This is a genomic window from Streptomyces sp. NRRL F-5122 (genome assembly GCF_001507435.1).
Lineage (GTDB): Bacteria > Actinomycetota > Actinomycetes > Streptomycetales > Streptomycetaceae > Streptomyces > Streptomyces lannensis.
Genome location: NZ_LMWH01000293.1, coordinates 1 through 16,398 on the forward strand (window position 1 = coordinate 1; position 16,398 = coordinate 16,398).

15 protein-coding genes are annotated in these 16,398 nt (G+C 70.7%); 12 read left to right on the forward strand and 3 right to left on the reverse strand.

Annotated features, from left to right (window positions below; translation table 11 throughout):
* Window positions 1-440: 440 nt before the first annotated feature.
* The 3 genes from ADL25_RS42635 to ADL25_RS42645 all read right to left on the reverse strand — a co-directional run bounded on the left by ADL25_RS42635 (window position 441) and on the right by ADL25_RS42645 (window position 4,399).
* A complete protein-coding gene (locus ADL25_RS42635) occupies window positions 441-1,100 on the reverse strand; it encodes a response regulator transcription factor (protein WP_308119955.1) in 660 nt (219 codons plus the stop codon).
* Between the two features lie 485 nt (window positions 1,101-1,585).
* The gene (locus ADL25_RS42640; RefSeq protein WP_059133346.1) at window positions 1,586-2,938 is read right to left on the reverse strand and encodes a sensor histidine kinase; all 1,353 of its coding nucleotides are present in this window, start codon (window positions 2,936-2,938) and stop codon (window positions 1,586-1,588) included.
* Between the two features lie 231 nt (window positions 2,939-3,169).
* A complete protein-coding gene (locus ADL25_RS42645) occupies window positions 3,170-4,399 on the reverse strand; it encodes a sensor histidine kinase (RefSeq protein WP_059133347.1) in 1,230 nt (409 codons plus the stop codon).
* A gap of 319 nt (window positions 4,400-4,718) precedes the next feature.
* On the opposite strand from ADL25_RS42645, the gene ADL25_RS42650 reads away from it, so the two are divergent.
* From ADL25_RS42650 to ADL25_RS42705, 12 genes are all read left to right on the forward strand, one after another.
* Entirely contained in the window at window positions 4,719-5,156 is a 438-nt protein-coding gene (locus tag ADL25_RS42650; protein ID WP_059133375.1) for an NADH-quinone oxidoreductase subunit A, read from the forward strand.
* On the forward strand, window positions 5,147-5,821 hold the full coding sequence (locus tag ADL25_RS42655; protein WP_059133348.1) for an NADH-quinone oxidoreductase subunit B: 675 nt from the start codon (window positions 5,147-5,149) through the stop codon (window positions 5,819-5,821). Before ADL25_RS42650 ends, ADL25_RS42655 begins: the two co-directional genes overlap by 10 nt.
* A complete protein-coding gene (locus ADL25_RS42660; RefSeq protein ID WP_059133349.1) occupies window positions 5,818-7,272 on the forward strand; it encodes an NADH-quinone oxidoreductase subunit C in 1,455 nt (484 codons plus the stop codon). The genes ADL25_RS42655 and ADL25_RS42660 overlap by 4 nt, the downstream gene beginning before the upstream one ends.
* Window positions 7,269-8,237 carry a complex I subunit 1/NuoH family protein gene (locus ADL25_RS42665; RefSeq protein WP_059133350.1) on the forward strand — a complete coding sequence of 323 codons (969 nt, stop codon included), beginning with the start codon at window positions 7,269-7,271 and terminating at the stop codon, window positions 8,235-8,237. Before ADL25_RS42660 ends, ADL25_RS42665 begins: the two co-directional genes overlap by 4 nt.
* 107 nt (window positions 8,238-8,344) lie before the next feature.
* Entirely contained in the window at window positions 8,345-8,860 is a 516-nt protein-coding gene (locus ADL25_RS42670) for a 4Fe-4S binding protein (RefSeq protein WP_059133376.1), read from the forward strand.
* Entirely contained in the window at window positions 8,857-9,489 is a 633-nt protein-coding gene (locus ADL25_RS42675) for an NADH-quinone oxidoreductase subunit J (protein ID WP_059133351.1), read from the forward strand. The genes ADL25_RS42670 and ADL25_RS42675 overlap by 4 nt, the downstream gene beginning before the upstream one ends.
* Window positions 9,489-9,854: an NADH-quinone oxidoreductase subunit NuoK gene (nuoK, locus tag ADL25_RS42680; protein ID WP_059133352.1), complete on the forward strand. Its 366-nt coding sequence runs from the start codon at window positions 9,489-9,491 to the stop codon at window positions 9,852-9,854. Before ADL25_RS42675 ends, nuoK begins: the two co-directional genes overlap by 1 nt.
* A complete protein-coding gene (locus tag ADL25_RS42685) occupies window positions 9,851-11,842 on the forward strand; it encodes an NADH-quinone oxidoreductase subunit L (protein ID WP_059133353.1) in 1,992 nt (663 codons plus the stop codon). The genes nuoK and ADL25_RS42685 overlap by 4 nt, the downstream gene beginning before the upstream one ends.
* A 6-nt stretch (window positions 11,843-11,848) precedes the next feature.
* Window positions 11,849-13,423 (forward strand): complex I subunit 4 family protein, encoded by a 1,575-nt coding sequence (locus ADL25_RS42690; protein WP_059133354.1) that lies wholly within the window; start codon window positions 11,849-11,851, stop codon window positions 13,421-13,423.
* Window positions 13,420-14,919, forward strand: a complete 1,500-nt coding sequence (locus ADL25_RS42695; protein ID WP_059133355.1) for an NADH-quinone oxidoreductase subunit N — start codon at window positions 13,420-13,422, stop codon at window positions 14,917-14,919. Before ADL25_RS42690 ends, ADL25_RS42695 begins: the two co-directional genes overlap by 4 nt.
* 203 nt (window positions 14,920-15,122) lie before the next feature.
* On the forward strand, window positions 15,123-15,986 hold the full coding sequence (htpX, locus tag ADL25_RS42700) for a zinc metalloprotease HtpX (RefSeq protein ID WP_059133356.1): 864 nt from the start codon (window positions 15,123-15,125) through the stop codon (window positions 15,984-15,986).
* Window positions 15,983-16,375 carry a YccF domain-containing protein gene (locus ADL25_RS42705; RefSeq protein WP_059133357.1) on the forward strand — a complete coding sequence of 131 codons (393 nt, stop codon included), beginning with the start codon at window positions 15,983-15,985 and terminating at the stop codon, window positions 16,373-16,375. The genes htpX and ADL25_RS42705 overlap by 4 nt, the downstream gene beginning before the upstream one ends.
* Window positions 16,376-16,398: the final 23 nt, after the last annotated feature.

Below are 16,398 nucleotides of genomic sequence, written 5' to 3' on the forward strand. Positions count from 1 at the left end.
CCGTCTCCGACGTGAAACGATCACCCGTCAACTGCATCCCGTCACCGGAATCCCCCGCAAAACGGATGATCACCCGGTCGAGCCTCTGCACATCCTTCGCGCCCGCCGGTTTGCGCTGTTCCCCTACGGCGGCTCCGTCTGCCTGCTCCGCTGGACTGCTGACCTGGCTGGTCACTGAACTGGACCTCCCTCGAGGCGGCTGACCGGGAGGGGCCGGCCCGCCGGCCTTCCCAGGATCAACCCTACGTCGGTAAGGGTCGCCTTCCCTCGGTCTCTCGCATGATGGACATCATGGCGAGACGATCCGACGCCCTGACTTGTCATGATTTTCCAGCCCCCCGACGATGCTTTTGAAGACGCTCCTTGTTCATCCTTTGGTTCTGGTGCTTCCGGAGTACCCGGCACTGCCGGTTCCGGCTTCGTGACACAGTGTCAGTCGATCAGGAGTTGAGGTAGGTGAGGACGGCGAGAACACGCCGGTGATCCCCGTCACTCTGTGACAGACCGAGCTTCAGGAAGATGTTGCTGACGTGCTTCTCGACGGCTCCGTCGCTCACGACGAGCTGCCGGGCGATCGCGGAGTTCGTCCGGCCCTCGGCCATCAGTCCTAGGACCTCCCGCTCCCGCGGTGTGAGCGCGGCCAGCACGTCCTGCTTTCGGCTGCGTCCGAGCAGTTGCGCGACCACCTCCGGGTCCAGCGCCGTACCCCCCTGGGCCACCCGCACCACGGCGTCCACGAACTCGCGCACCTCGGCGACCCGGTCCTTGAGCAGATAACCGACCCCGCGACTGGAACCGGCCAGCAGTTCGGTGGCGTACCGCTCCTCGACGTACTGGGACAGCACCAGCACGCCGAGCCCGGTGTGCGCCTTGCGGAGCTGAACCGCTGCCCTGACCCCCTCGTCCGTGTGGGTCGGCGGCATCCGCACGTCGGCGACCACGACATCGGGCAGCTCGCCGCGGTCCGCCAGCTCGGTGATGGTCTTGATCAATGCCTCGCCGTCGCCGACACCGGCGACGACCTCATGTCCGCGATCGGTCAGCAGCCGCGTCAGGCCCTCTCTGAGCAGCACTGAATCCTCGGCGATGACCACCCGCACCCTGTCCTCCACGATCTTCGGCCCCCGTGCCCTTCGTCTCCAGCCGTCTCTACCGGCGGTGTCCCGGGCGGCCCGCGTCGTGAGGTCGCCCCTCGGCACCTCAGTATTACGCCGTCCGCTCCTTCTCACCGGGGCCTGTGGACAACTGAACCGGCCGTGTTCCGCCCGGCGGGCCTGGGGGAGTCTGCACCGGGGGAGGGACTGGGTCCCATGGGGGTGGGCGGGATTCCGCCCGGGCCGGCGGGCAAGGCGCCGGCGGGGTGTGCGGGACGCTCGTGCCGGCGTCCTGCGCGGTCGGGACGGGGTGCGGCAAGGGCAGTCCCGTGCGGCCAGGACGGGGTGCGGCAAGGGCGGCGGGCGTCCTGCACGTCAAGGGCGGCGGACGTCCGGTGGCCCGATGAGCCGCCCCGGTGACAACCGCGCCGTGCCGCCCCCGCCGAACGAACGGACGGGGGCGGCGCGTCAGGGGCGGCGCCCGGTCGCCGTCAGGCCGACCGCCACGGCAGTTCGGCGGTGATCCGGGTCGGACCCTCGGCCGGGGAATCCACCACCAGCACCCCGTCCACGGCATCGAGGCGTCCGGCCAGCCCGGCCAGCCCCGACCCCGCGGAGGTGTCCGCACCGCCGATCCCGTCGTCGGCCACCTGCAACAGCAGCCGGTCCTCCACCCGCCACACGTCCACCGTCGCCCGTGTCGCCCGGGAGTGCTTGCTGACGTTCTGCAGCAGCTCCGACACAGTGAAGTAGGCGATGCCCTCGATCGCCGGCGCCGGCCGTGACGCGAGGTCCACGTCCATCTGAACCGGCACGGTGCACCGCGAGGCCACCGCCGACAGCGCCGCGTCCAGCCCCCGGTCCGTGAGCACCGCCGGATGGATGCCGCGGGCGAGGTCCCGCAGCTCCTGCAGGGCCGTCTTCACCTCTCCGTGCGCCTCGTCCACCATCCGCGCCGCCGCCTGCGGATCCTCGGTCAGCTTCTCCTTCGCCAGACCCAGGTCCATGGCCAGCGCCACCAGGCGGGCCTGAGCCCCGTCGTGCAGATCCCGTTCGATGCGCCGCAGGTCCGCAGCCGCCGTGTCGACCACCACCCCGCGGTCCGACTCCAGCTCCACCACCCGTGTCGCCAGCCGCGACGGCCCGAGCAGCCCGTGCACCAGCAGCCGGTCCACGGTCGTCAGCCCCCGCACGATCCACGGCGTGGCCAGCGTGATCAGCAGCCCCAGCAGCACGGTCACCGTGATCTCGAACGGGTTGTCCACATAGACGTGGTGCGTCTCGTCGCCGTAGAGCTGTATGCCGTCCTGCCCGAGGTACCTCGGGAACACCCAGAACCACAGCGGATACGTCAGCAGGGACCATCCGCACACCCAGAAGGTGACCCCCACACTGAACGAGAACACCGCCCACGGGAACTGCAGCACCGTGTAGAGCATGTGCCGCCACGACGTCCCGCTCCTGAGCATCGCCCCGACCCAGGCCATCGCGCCGCGTCGCTTCATCCGCAGCGGCTCGGGGTCGGCCACCTCGAGCCCCAGCAGCCCTCGCGCCCGTGCCCGCTCCAGCGCACCGAACCCTCGGGCCCCCGCGAGCGCCGCCGCGAGCACCGGGATCCCGAGGAACGTCACCAGCAGCCCCGCTCCGAGCGAGAACATCGTGACGCTGTAGGTGAACATCGTGATGCCGATCGGCAGGCTCAGCAGCAGGTAGCAGAACTCGCCCCAGCTGCGTCCCTCGATCGGCGCCAGCAGCACGAGGGGAAGCCGGTGCCTCCCCCCCTCGGCGGCTCCCGATCCGGGGTCGTCCCACTCTCCGTACCCCTGCCCGTACTGCGTGGCCATCGGCGTTGTCCGTTCTCCTCGTCATCCACCCCTGAGCGGCGGGCCCGCTCGGCCCGCCGCAGGTTCGTACCCCCACCCTGCTGTCCTGGCGCCCGCCGGACCATGGAGCGCGTCGGCGTCTTGGACCGGGGGTTTTCCCCACCCCGTACCCGGCCCTCCCAGGGCCCCGATACGCCGAGCGGCCGTACGCTCCCGCGTACGACCGCCCCGCCGTCCCCGTTCGCCGGCCTCTCAGCCGCGCCGCGCCTCGTGCTCCCGGCCCCGCCACGGCAGCTCCGCCGTGACGGTGGTCGGGCCGCCCACCGGGGAGTCGACGACGAACAGGCCGTCGACCGCGCCCAGCCGCTCCGCGAGTCCCGCCATGCCGCTGCCGGCATCGAGGCTTGCGCCGCCCCGACCGTCGTCGTGCACCTGGATGAGCAGCCGTTCGTCGGTCCGCCAGACGTCGACCGAGGCGGATTTCGCCCCGCTGTGCTTGCTGATGTTCTGCAGCAGCTCCGAGACCGTGAAGTAGGCGATGCCCTCGATCGCCGCGGCCGGTCGCGCCTCCAGATCGACGGTCACCTTCACCGGCACGGTGCAGCGTGTGGCGACCGCCGACAGCGCAGCGTCCAGCCCCCGGTCGGTGAGCACCGCCGGATGGATGCCGCGCGCGAGGTCCCGCAGCTCCTGCAGCGCGAGCTTCACCTCGCCGTGCGCCTCCGCGACCATCGCCGCCGCCGAGTCCGGGTCTTCCAGCAGCTTCTCCTTGGCCAGACCGAGCCCCATCGCCAGATTCACGAGGCGGGCCTGTGCCCCGTCGTGGAGATCGCGCTCGATGCGCCGCAGATCCGCCGCCGCGGTGTCGACGACCACCCCGCGGTCGGACTCCAGTTCCGCGATGCGCCGTTCCAGTTCGTCCGATGGGGACAGCAGTGCGCGCACCATGGCCCGGTCCACGTTCGTCAGCCCCCGGGTGATGAACGGCAGCACCGGCCACAGGACGAACAGCGACACCAACGTCACCGTGAAGGTCGCGATACCCCAGGGCAGCCGGATGAACTCGTACAGGACCGTTCGCCAGCCCACCTGGTCCTTCAAGGCAAGCCACATCCGCTGGAACGTCCCGCCGCCCCTGCGCAACGGCAGGGGGCTCGGCTCCTCCACCCGCACCCCGAGCAGCGCCCTGGCCCGAGCCCGCTCCAGCTTGCCCAGCTGCCGTGCGCCCAACAGCCCGAGGGCCAGGAGCGGCAGGCCGACCACGGTGGCCGTCATCCCCACGCCAGTGGACAGCACCGTCACCACGTAGGTGAAGCCCACCAGCGACACCGGCAGATTGACCAGCAGATGCGCGATCTCCCGCCAGGTGTGCCCGCCCAGGGCCATGCGCGCGGGTGGCGGCCGCTCCCCGTCCGAATCGGGGGAAAGGGGCGGCGGGCGCCTGCCGTGCGGGGCGCCGGAGCTCGTGATGCGTTCGGTCATATCTTCCGGCCTCGTTCGGTCATGTCCGCCAGCCTGCCAACCCGGCCCCCGGGAACGCCATGAGGCGGACCGCCGAGACCTACTGGGGCAAACCCCACCCCTGCGGCTTCCGCGGCAGCGCGAGCGGAGCCCTGCCCGGGGGCAGGTGATCGATGCCGCGAGCGGAGCACCGCGCATCTCGGGGCGCGACGGGCTGCTTACCCTTTCTTTAGCAGGGCCTAGACTCCCGTGCGTACAGATCGTCGAACACACGGTTCATCAGAGTCACGGGGCCAGGGAGTGAGGGGCTGACGTGCCGGATCCGACCGCCGTCGCTGTCATGGCGGAGACCGGGAACGTGGGGAACGGAAGCACGGCGGGTGCCGTGCACACCGGGAACGTCGTCGCGGCGGACTACTTCCAGTCCTACTCCGTCGTCGGGCTGCTCGCCGTCGTCGGCGTGCTGTTCGTCGCCGTCGCCTTCGGCGCGGGCCGCCTGCTGCGGCCCGTCGTGCCCACACCCGAGAAGCTCCTGACGTACGAGTGCGGCGTCGATCCCGTCGGCGAGGGCTGGGCCCACACCCAGGTCCGCTACTACGTCTACGCGTTCCTGTACGTGATCTTCGCGGTCGACTCGATCTTCCTGTTCCCCTGGGCGACGGTGTTCGCCGCCCCCGGCTACGGCGCGACGACGCTCGTGGAGATGTTCATCTTCCTCGGCTTCCTGGCCGTGGGACTGCTCTACGCATACAAGAAGGGGGTCCTCACATGGACGTGAACCCCTCGACCCCGTCGGCCGCGGAGCCGGTGCTGCTGCCGGAGCCCGAGGTGCTTCCAGCCGAAGGCAGGGGCAGGCTCGGCGCGCTCTCCCGGCTCGCTCCGGAGCCGATGAAGGTGATCCTGAACTGGGGTCGCCGCTACTCGCTGTGGGTCTTCAACTTCGGTCTCGCCTGCTGCGCGATCGAGTTCATCGCCGCCTCGATGGCCCGGCACGACTTCATCCGCCTGGGAGTGATCCCGTTCGCGCCCGGCCCGCGCCAGGCGGACCTGATGGTGGTGTCCGGCACGGTCACGGACAAGATGGCCCCGGCCGTCAAACGCCTGTACGAGCAGATGCCCGAGCCGAAGTACGTCATCTCCTTCGGCGCCTGCTCGAACTGCGGCGGCCCCTACTGGGACTCGTACTCGGTCACCAAGGGCGTCGACCAGATCATCCCGGTGGACGTCTACGTCCCCGGCTGCCCGCCGCGTCCCGAGGCGCTGCTCCAGGGCATCCTCAAACTTCAGGAGAAGATCGCGCGCGAGTCGCTCGGGGAGCGGTACGGCTCGACACGGCCGTCCACCGCAGCCCTGCAGAGCGGCCTGGTCCAGCCGCCGTCCCCGGCGACGGCCTCAGACGGGCCGGCCGCGGACCAGGGACCGGGTCCGGGGGTGGCACGATGACCGGGACCGCCTGGCTGCCCGCGCCCGTTGAGGACCTCTTCGGCGCGGAGGCCACGGCCGAGGAGTCGTACGAGGTCCTGACGGTCGACGTGCCCGCCTCGGGCTGGATCTCGGCGCTTCGGGTGGCCCGCGACGACCTGGGCTGCACGTTCTTCGACTGGCTGAGCGCGGTCGACGACCCCGGTACGGGCATGCGCGTCTTGGCCCACGTCGTGGCCCTGACGCCGGTCCGCCGTCTGCTCGTGCGCACGACGGTCCCGCACGACGCCCCCGTCCTTCCCTCCGCCGTCGACGTCTACGCGGGCGCCGCCTGGCACGAACGCGAGACCCACGAGATGTTCGGCGTCTCCTTCGAAGGCCACCCGGGGCTGGACCACCTGCTTCTGCCCGAGGGTTTCGAGGGGCATCCGCTGCGCAAGGACTTCGTCCTGGCGGCCCGGGTGGCCAAGGCCTGGCCCGGCGCAAAGGAACCGGGCGAATCCGACCACGGCGGCCCCAAGCGCCGCCAGATGCTGCCCCCGGGGGTGCCCGACCCGAACGAGTGGGGGCCTCTCAAGGGGCAGCTTCCCCCGGCCCCCGCCCGCACGGCCCGTGCCGCAGGACGCACGGCCGGCGACCGCCCCGTCCGTCGTACCCGCACGGCAGCGGAGGGCTCCGCGACCCAGGCCCCGGCCGCGAGCGAGCCCACGCAGACCTCGCCCCCGCCCCGTCGGGCGCGGAGCGCGTCGGAGGGTTCGGCGTCGCAGCGTGAGGCCGAGGCGGGCGCCGGGTCCGCCGGTCCTGCGGCCGGTGCGCGTCGGGCGCGGAGTGCGTCCGAGGGCTCGGCCTCGCAGCGTGCGCAGGGGGCCGGGACGGAAGGCGCCGCTGGTGGACCGGCGGCGGGTGCGCGGCGTGCGCGCAGCGCGTCCGGAGGATCCGCCTCGCAGCGTACGGGCGCCTCCGAAGCCCCAGACACAGGTGCGACACCCGAACCGTCCACAGCGGCGCGCAGCTCGGACGCCCCCTGGCACCACGCCCGCCCGGCCTTCGACGAGCCTTCCCGGTCCACCTCCACGCCGGAACGTCCGGCCAGGGAGGACAGCGCGGACGCCGCGAATACGGCGGACAGGGCCGACGCCGCGGACACGGTGGACCTGGCGGAGGCGGCCGAGGGCACGGCTGCGGCCGGGACCGCGGGCGGCCCGGGAGCCGAGCCGGAGGCTGACGCCGAGCCGAAGGCGGACGGTGCGGCCGAGCAGAAGGCCGAGGTCGAACCGAAGGCCGAAGGTGCGTCCGAGCCGGAAGCCGGGTCCACGCCCGAAGCCGATGACGGCGCTGAGGCCGAGACGGGCGGTGGCGAAACCCGTCGCCCCGACGACCCGCCCGCCGAGTCGCCGTCCGCGTCACCGTCACCGTCCCCGAACTCCGACGAACCCCCCACCCCCGACGACCCCACCGGAGGCACGCGGTGAACGGCGCTCTCGACGTCGGCCTGCGACTCCTGGTCGTGTTCGTCGTCTTCCTCACCTTCCCCCTGATCGTCGGCCAGACCGAACACAAGGTCATGGCCCATATGCAGGGACGACTCGGCCCGATGTACGCCGGCGGTTTCCACGGCTGGGCGCAACTCGTCGCCGACGGCGTGAAGTTCGCGCAGAAGGAGGACGTCGTCCCGGCGGGCGCGGACCGTCGCGTCTTCCAACTGGCCCCCGCCGTCGCCCTCCTGCCGTACCTCCTCGTCCTTCTCGCCATCCCGATCGGCCCGGGCGAGGGCGCGGTCGGTCAGGTGATCGACGCGGGCATCTTCTTCGTCCTCGCCGTCATGGGCGTGGGTGTCCTCGGCTCGCTCATGGCCGGCTGGGCCTCCGCCAACAAGTTCTCCCTCCTGGGCGGTCTGCGCACCGCCGCGCAGCTCCTCGCTTACGAACTTCCGATGCTGCTCGCCGCCGCCTCGGTGGCGATGGCGGCGGGCACCGTCTCGCTCCCCGGCATCGTCGACGCCTTCGAGTGGTGGTGGCTGCCCTGGCAGATCGTCGGCGCGATCGTCTTCTTCGTCGCCGGCCTCGCCGAACTGCAGCGCCCGCCCTTCGACATGCCCGTCGCCGACTCGGAGATCATCTTCGGCGCGTACACGGAGTACACGGGGCTCCGATTCGCCCTGTTCCTGCTCGCCGAGTACGCCGGGATCATCGTCCTGTGCGGCCTGACCACCGTCCTCTTCCTGGGCGGCTGGCACGGTCCCTGGGGCGCCGAAGGCCTCGGCTGGGTCTGGACCCTGCTGAAGACCGCGATCCTCGCGTTCGTGGTCATCTGGCTGCGCGTCACCTACCCCCGCCTGCGGGAGGACCAGCTCCAGAAGTTCTCCTGGACCCTCCTCGTCCCCCTCTCCCTCGCCCAGATCGCCGTCACCGGCATCGTCAAGGTGGTGATCTCCTAGTGTCCCGCCCGTCGCCCGACCACCCCACGACGACGCCCTCCGGGCGGCCCCGCCGGTCCGTCCCGGGCTCCGGTCTCGCCAAGGGCCTGGCCGTCACCCTGCGCACGATGACGAAGAAGACCGTCACCGAGCAGTACCCGGACGCCCAGCCCGCTCTTCCGCCGCGCAGCCGCGGCGTCATCGGCCTGTTCGAGGAGAACTGCACGGTCTGCATGCTGTGCGCCCGCGAGTGCCCGGACTGGTGCATCTATATCGACTCCCACAAGGAGACGGTCCCGGCGGCGACCCCGGGCGGCCGGGAGCGCAGCCGCAACGTCCTCGACCGCTTCGCCATCGACTTCTCCCTCTGCATGTACTGCGGTATCTGCATCGAGGTATGCCCCTTCGACGCCCTCTTCTGGTCCCCGGAGTTCGAGTACGCCGAGACCGACATCCGCGACCTCACCCACGAGCGCGACAAGCTCCGCGAGTGGATGTGGACCGTGCCGGCCCCGCCCGCCCTCGATCCCGGCGCCGAGGAGCCCAAGGAGATCGCCGCCGCTCGCAAGGCCGCCGAGAAGCTGGCCGCCGCGCAGGCCGAGCCGCCGACCGAGCCCACCGACCCCCAGGAGGGAGCGTCGTGAGCCCCGCCGCCGCACTGGCGACCACGGCCGCCGCCGCACCGCACGGCTTCCTCTCCCCGACCGGCGTCGAGATCGCCTTCCTCCTCGTCGGGCTGGTGACCTTCGGCGCCGCGCTCGTCACCGTCACCACCAGGCAGCTGGTGCACGCCGCCCTGTGGCTCGTGGTGACCCTCGGTGGCCTCGCCGTCGAATACCTGCTGCTCACCGCCGAGTTCATCGCGTGGATGCAGGTCCTCATCTACGTCGGTTCCGTGGTCGTCCTCCTCCTGTTCGGGCTGATGCTCACCAAGGCACCCATCGGCCGCTCGCCGGATGCCGACTCCGCCAACCGCTGGGCCGCACTCGGCGTCGCCGTCGCGGCCGCGGCCGCCCTCGTCTGGGTGGTCGTCGACGCGTTCCGCACGACCTGGATCGACCTCGGCGGCGCACCCTCGGGTTCCACCAAGGTGACGGGCGCCAGCCTGTTCCAGAACTGGGTGCTTCCCTTCGAGGCCCTCTCCGTCCTCCTCCTCGCCGCCCTGGTCGGCGCGATCGTCCTCTCCCGCAAGGCGAAGGCGGACGCGGCGGCCGCCACTACGGGCACCCCGGCCGTCCCGGGCAGCCGGAGCGAGAAGGAGGGCGTCCGCTGATGCACCTCGTCTATCCCGCCGTTCTCGCCGTCCTCCTCTTCTCGACGGGCCTTTACGGCGTGCTCGCCCGCCGCAACGCGATCCTCGTCCTGATGTCCGTCGAGCTGATGCTCAACGCCGTCAATCTCAACCTCGTCGCCTTCGACGTCTGGCTGAACAGGACCGCCCGCGAGACGCTGCACTCCGGTCAGGCCCTGACCCTGTTCACCATCGCCATCGCCGCCGCCGAGATCGGTATCGGCCTGGCGATCGTCCTCGCCGTCCACCGCAATCGCGGTACCTCGGACATCGACAGACTCCGCGACACCGCCGAGGGCCACGAAAGCGACGCCCCCGAGGCTGAGAAGGCTGAGGCCACCGCGTGACCACGACCACCCTCGCCGTCCTCGTCCCTCTCCTTCCCTTCCTCGGAGCCGCAGCCGGCCTGCTGCTCGGCCGCACCGCTCCCGGCTTCGTCCGCCCGCTCGCCGTCCTGCCGACCCTCGCGGCGTTCGTACTGGCCGTGCTGGTCGCGGCACGTCAGGGCGGCGGCCGGGCCGTCGACTCCGCGACCGAGTTCACACCCACCGGCTCGGTCCCGATCGAACTCGCGCTGCACATCGACGGCTTCGCCGCACTCGTCGCCGTCCTGGTGGGCCTCGTCGCCCTGTGCGTGCAGATCTACTCGACGGGCTATCTGCGCGAGGACCCGCGCTACCCCTCGTACGCCGCTCTCGTCTCCCTGTTCACCTCCGCGATGCTCCTGGTCGTCTACTCGGGCGACCTGATCGTGCTGCTGGTGGGCTGGGAAGTCATGGGCATCTGCTCCTACTTCCTGGTCGGTCACTACTGGGAGACCCCGGAGGCCCGCGCCGCCTCCATCAAGGCCTTCCTGGTCACCAAGCTCGGCGACGTTCCCTTCCTCATCGGTCTGTTCGCGCTCGGTACCGACGCCGGTTCCTTCCGCATCACGAAGATCCTGGGCACCGTCGCCGGCGGAGGACTGCACCACCCGACCCTGATCGCGCTGCTGCTCCTGGCCGGTGTGGCGGGCAAGTCGGCGCAGTTCCCGCTGCACACCTGGCTCCCCGACGCGATGGCCGGCCCGACACCCGTCTCCGCACTGATCCATGCCGCGACCATGGTCGCGGCGGGTATCTACTTCATCGCCCGCCTCCTTCCGGTGTTCCAGGCCTCCTCGGCCGCGATGGTCGTCCTCGCCGTCATGGCCGCCGTGACGATGGCCGGCTCAGGGTTCGCCGCGCTCGCCCAGGACGACATCAAGCGCGTGCTCGCCTACTCGACCATCGGCCAGCTCGGCTATATGACCGGTGCCCTCGCCGTCGGCGAGCGCGGGGCCGCCGTCTTCCACCTCCTGTCCCACGGCGCCTTCAAGGCGCTCCTCTTCCTCGCGGCCGGCGTGATCATCCACGCCGCCGGCACCAACTCGCTGGCCGCAATGTCCCGTATGAAGGACCTGCGCGCCCGCGTCCCCGACGCCTACTGGACGATGACCGTGGCACTGCTCGCTCTCGCCGCGATCCCGCCGTTCGCCGGCTTCTTCTCCAAGGAGTCCGTGCTCGGTGCCGCCGAGCACGTCGCCACGGGGCACACCGAGCACGCCCCCGGTGTCGCAGGGTGGATCGTCCTTCTGGTCGGCCTGTTCACGGCACTGCTCACCGCCTCGTACGCGACCCGGCTGTGGCTGCTCGCCTTCCGGGGCCACGGTGCCGAGGCGCCGGACCACGGCAAGCAGCCCCTCGTCATGAACGCCGTGCTGTGGGTGCTCGCCGTTCCGTCGCTGGCCTTCGGACTGGCGTACGGCGTGCTCCCCGACTGGTTCGACAGCCGTGACCTGACGCCGACGCTGATCACCTCCGTCCTCGGCACGGGCCTCGCCCTGGTCGGCGGACTCGTGACCTACGGCGCCTGGCGCCACACCACCGCGCTCGCCGGCCGCGTCCCCCTGGGTGCGGTCGCGGCCCACCCCGAGGCGGACGCCGGTCTGGTCGAGGCCGAGGCCATCGCGAGCCATGAGCCCGCGTACGGAGAGGTCGCCTACGCACACGACCCCGCGGACCCGGGCCGTCTCCTGCTGGGCCCGCTGCACCGCCATGCTGCCGTCGGTTTCCACCTGGACGCCGTGTACGACGCGCTCTTCGTCCGTCCGGTCAGGGCGGGGGCGAGCCTCGTCCGGTTCCTCGACCGTGAGGTCGTCGAGACCTACGTGCGCGGCGCCGGCGCCCTACCCCGCCTGCTGGGGGCCGCGGTACGGCGCGCCCAGACCGGCAATGTGCAGACCTATGTGAGCGCGCTGCTCGCCGGCACCGTCGTCCTCGCGGTGGCCGCCCTCCTCGTCGCCACGGGAGCGTGAGCAGGCGTGATCGATATCAGTGAGTCCGTGATGCAGATCCTTCTGGCGTTCATCGTCGTCGTGCCGCTCATCGGCGCGCTCGCCGCCCTTCTGCCGGCCCCGCCCGGGCTGAAGGGGAAGTCGCCCGAGCAGGCCGTGCTGCGGCACGGCGTGACCGTCACCGGTGTCGTGCTCATCGCGGCGATCGTCCTGGCGCTCGGCTTCGACCACGACCATCCGTCGAAGATGCAGGCCGCCACCGACATCAGCTGGATCCCGGCACTCGATGTGCGGATCCACCTCGGCATCGACGGCATTTCCCTCCCCCTTCTGGTCCTGACCGCGCTGCTGACCTTCCTCTGCGCGCTCTACTCGTACTTCAAGATGCCCGCGGGCCCGTCCCCGAAGGCCTTCGTCGCCTTGGTGCTCGTCCTCGAGTCCGGCACCCTCGCGACCTTCGCCGTCCTCGATCTGCTGCTGTTCTTCCTCGCGTTCGAGATGGTGCTCATCCCGATGTACTTCCTCATCGCCCGCTGGGGCGGTGAGGGGCGGACCCAGGCGGCTTGGAGGTTCATCCTCTTCACGCTGCTCGGCTCCGTCGTCATGCTGCTCGGCCTGCTCCTGATCGGGCTCAAGGCGGGCACGTTCGACATGGTGGCACTCGCCACTGACAATGGCCGGTCACTCACCGCATCCGTGCAGGTCATCGCCGTTCTGGCGATGGGGATCGGGCTCGCGGTCAAGACGCCGATGTGGCCGCTGCACAGCTGGCTGCCCGACGCTCACACCTCGGCGCCGACCGTCGGTTCGGTGCTGCTGGCCGGTGTCCTGCTGAAGATGGGTACGTACGGGTTCGTCCGAATCATCCTGCCGATCGCGCCCGACGGATCGCACACCTTCGCGCCGTACCTCGCCGCGTTCGCCGTCGTAGGGATCGTGTACGGATCCCTGGCCTGCCTGGCTCTGGCCAAGCGCGGTGCGCGAGGCGACCTCAAGCGGCTCATCGCCTACTCCTCCGTCGGCCACATGGGCTTCGTGCTGCTCGGGATCGCGTCGATGACCCCGACCGGCGTGAACGGCGCGCTCTTCGCCAACATCGCCCACGGCCTCATCACCGGCCTCCTGTTCTTCCTGGTCGGCGCGCTGAAGGACCGCACCGGCACCACCGACCTCGACACCCTCGCCGAGAAGTCCGGCGCCGCCCTCTACGGCAAGGCTCCCCGACTCGGCGGTCTGCTCGCCTTCGGCGCGGTGGCGTCGCTGGGCCTGCCGGGACTGGCCGGGTTCTGGGGCGAGATGCTCGCGATGTTCGGTGCGTTCAAGCCCGCCGCGGATCTCAGCCGCCCGGCGTTCCTGGCATTCATGTCGATCGCCGCGTTCGGCACCCTGCTGACCGCCGCGTACATGCTCATCGTGGTGCGGAGGGTGTGCATGGGCGCCGCCCCGCAGGACGCCCCGCAGCTCGCCGACGTACACACGTACGAACTCGCGGCCTGGACACCGCTCATCGCCCTCACAGTCGTCGCCGGTTTGTGGCCCAGGGCCCTCCTCGGCCTGACCGACCCGGCCGTGCAGCAACTCCTCGCAGGAGGCACCCGATGAGCACCCTCGTCCAGTCCGTCGACTGGCTTGCCGTCGCGCCGCCCACCATCGCGGCCGTCGTCGGGCTCGTCGTCCTCGTCGCGGACCTCTTCCTCGACGCGCGGAGGAAGGCCCTCCTCGGCTGGGTCTCCGTGGCGGGTCTCGCCGTCGCGGCGCTCATGCTGCTGCCGCTCCTCGACGGCGACCGGGCCACCTTCTGCCTGGCCGGCGACCCGCACCTGTGCAGTTACACGGCGGACCGTTTCACCCTCGTCATCCAGTTCCTCGTACTCGGCGGCGCCCTCCTCGCGGCGCTTCTGTCCGTCACGGTCCTCGAGGACGCCAAGAGGCGGATCCCCGAGGGGGAGTTCTGGTTCCTGCTGCTGTCCTCCGCGGCCGGCGCCGCTCTGCTGCCCGCCTCCCGCGACCTGGCGACGCTCGTCGTCGCTCTCGAGGTCGCCTCCCTGCCCGCGTTCGCCCTCGTCGGCATGCGGTACGGCGACAAGAGGTCCTCCGAGGCGGCCCTGAAGTTCTTCCTCTCGTCCGTCACCGCCACCGCGGTCAGCCTCATGGGCATCAGCTTCGTCTACGCGTCCACGGGCTCGCTCTACCTCACGCAGATCGCCGACCGGATCCAGCACGTGGACGGTCAGCTGCACGTTCTCGCCCAGACGGGTGTGGTCCTCACCCTCGTGGGCTTCGCCTTCAAGACGGCCGCCGTCCCGTTCCACTTCTGGGTCCCCGACACCTACGTCGGAGCGCCCCTGCCGGTCGCGGCCTATCTGTCGGTGGTGGGGAAGGCGGTCGGCTTCTCCGGCCTCATCCTCGTCACCGTCGTCGCCCTGCCGTCCTACTCCGACGTCTGGGGCCCGGCACTCGCCGCGCTGGCCTGCCTCACCATGACCGTCGGCAACGTCGGCGCGCTGCGGCAGCAGGCCACGCGCGCGTACAGCGCCGTACGCCTGCTCGCCTGGTCCTCCGTGGGCCAGGCCGGCTACCTCCTGGTGCCGATCGCGTCGGCCGGCTACTCCAAGGACGCCCAGAAGGCGATCGGCTCCACGGTGGCGTACGCCCTGATGTACGCGGCGGTCAACCTCGGCGCCTTCGCCGTGGCCGCGCTCGTGGGCCGTACGAGGACCCTGAACCGCATCACCGACTACCGCGGCCTGTACGCCTCGAACCCGCTCGCCGCCCTGTTCCTGGCGTTCTTCCTGCTGTGTCTGGCGGGTCTCCCGCCCGGCATCATCGGTCTCTTCGCCAAGGTCACCGTATTCTCCGCGGCCGTCGACGCGGGCCTCGGCTGGCTCGCCGTGGTGATGGCCGTGAACGTGGTGATCGCACTCTTCTACTACCTGCAGTGGACGGCCCTGCTCTTCCGTGCTCCCGAGGGTGAGCCCGAGAAGCAGCGGGTGCCCGCCCCCCTCACGGCCGCCATCGCCCTGAGTGCCGTCCTGGGCGTCGCCCTGTCCGGAGCGCCCCAGCTCGTGCTGCGCTTCTCGGACACCGGCCTTTTCTGACGGATGCCCTGTACGCGACGCCCCGCACACGCGTGTGCGGGGCGTCGCCGTTCACCCGGACGGCTCACACGCTCCGATGCCCGCACAAGGGAACTTGAGGTCCCCGCCTGGCGTTGACCAGTGCGGGAGGGTCCACTGAGAAGTGGAGTCAACAGCATTCGCAGACAAAGGGTTCCCCTGCCGCACCACTTGGAGGGCGTACCGTGCACCGCCGGCACAACGGGCTCAGGACCGCAGTACTCCTCGGGGGACTGTCCGCACTCATCATCGTCATCGGCAGCCTCTTCGGGCGTACGGGCCTGATCGTCGCGGTTCTCGTAGCGATCGGCACGAACGCGTACGCGTACTGGAACAGCGACAAGCTGGCTCTACGCGCGATGCGTGCGCGCCCGGTGAGCGAGTTCGAGGCCCCGGCGCTGTACCGCATGGTCCGCGAGCTCTCGACCCAGGCCCGTCAGCCCATGCCCCGCCTGTACATCTCGCCGACGGAGGCGCCGAACGCCTTCGCGACCGGCCGCAATCCGCGCAACGCCGCCGTGTGCTGCACCGAGGGCATCCTCCGCCTCCTGGACGAGCGTGAACTGCGCGGCGTCATCGGGCACGAACTGAGCCACGTCTACAACCGCGACATCCTGATCTCCTCCGTGGCCGGTGCGCTCGCCTCGGTGATCATGTTCCTGGTGAACTTCGCGTGGCTGATCCCGGTCGGCCGCTCGGACGACGACGAGGGCCCGGGCATCTTCGGTCTGCTGTTGATCATGCTTCTGGGCCCGCTCGCGGCCACCCTCATCCAGCTCGCCATCAGCCGCTCCAGGGAGTACGAGGCCGACGCCTCCGGCGCCCAGCTCACCGGCGATCCGCTGGCGCTCGCGAGCGCCCTGCGCAAGCTGGAGGTGGGCACCCAGCAGTTGCCCCTGCCACCCGAGCCGCGCCTGGAGACGGCGAGCCACATGATGATCGCAAACCCCTTCCGCGCCGGTCAGGGACTCGCGAAGATGTTCTCCACGCACCCGCCGATGGCGGAGCGCATCGCCCGGCTCGAACAGATGGCAGGTCGTCACCGGTGAAGACAATCCTGAACGTCATTTGGCTGGTCCTGAGCGGCTTCTGGCTGTTCCTCGGGTACCTGCTCGCCGGCGTGCTGCTGTGCCTCACGATCATCGGCATCCCGTTCGGCATCGCGGCCTTTCGCATCGGCGTGTACGCGCTGTGGCCCTTCGGCTATACGACGGTCGAGCGCAGTGACGCGGGTGCGCCCTCCTGCATCGGCAACGTCCTGTGGCTGATCCTGGCCGGCTGGTGGCTGGCCCTCGCCCACATCGTGACCGGCATCGCCCTGTGCATCACGATCATCGGCATCCCGTTCGGTATCGCCAACTTCAAGCTCATCCCGGTCTCGCTGCTCCCCCTGGGGCGCGAGATCGTATCCACGGACGAGCCGTTCGCGACGCGCTGACGGGCGTACGAGCCGCGCACTCC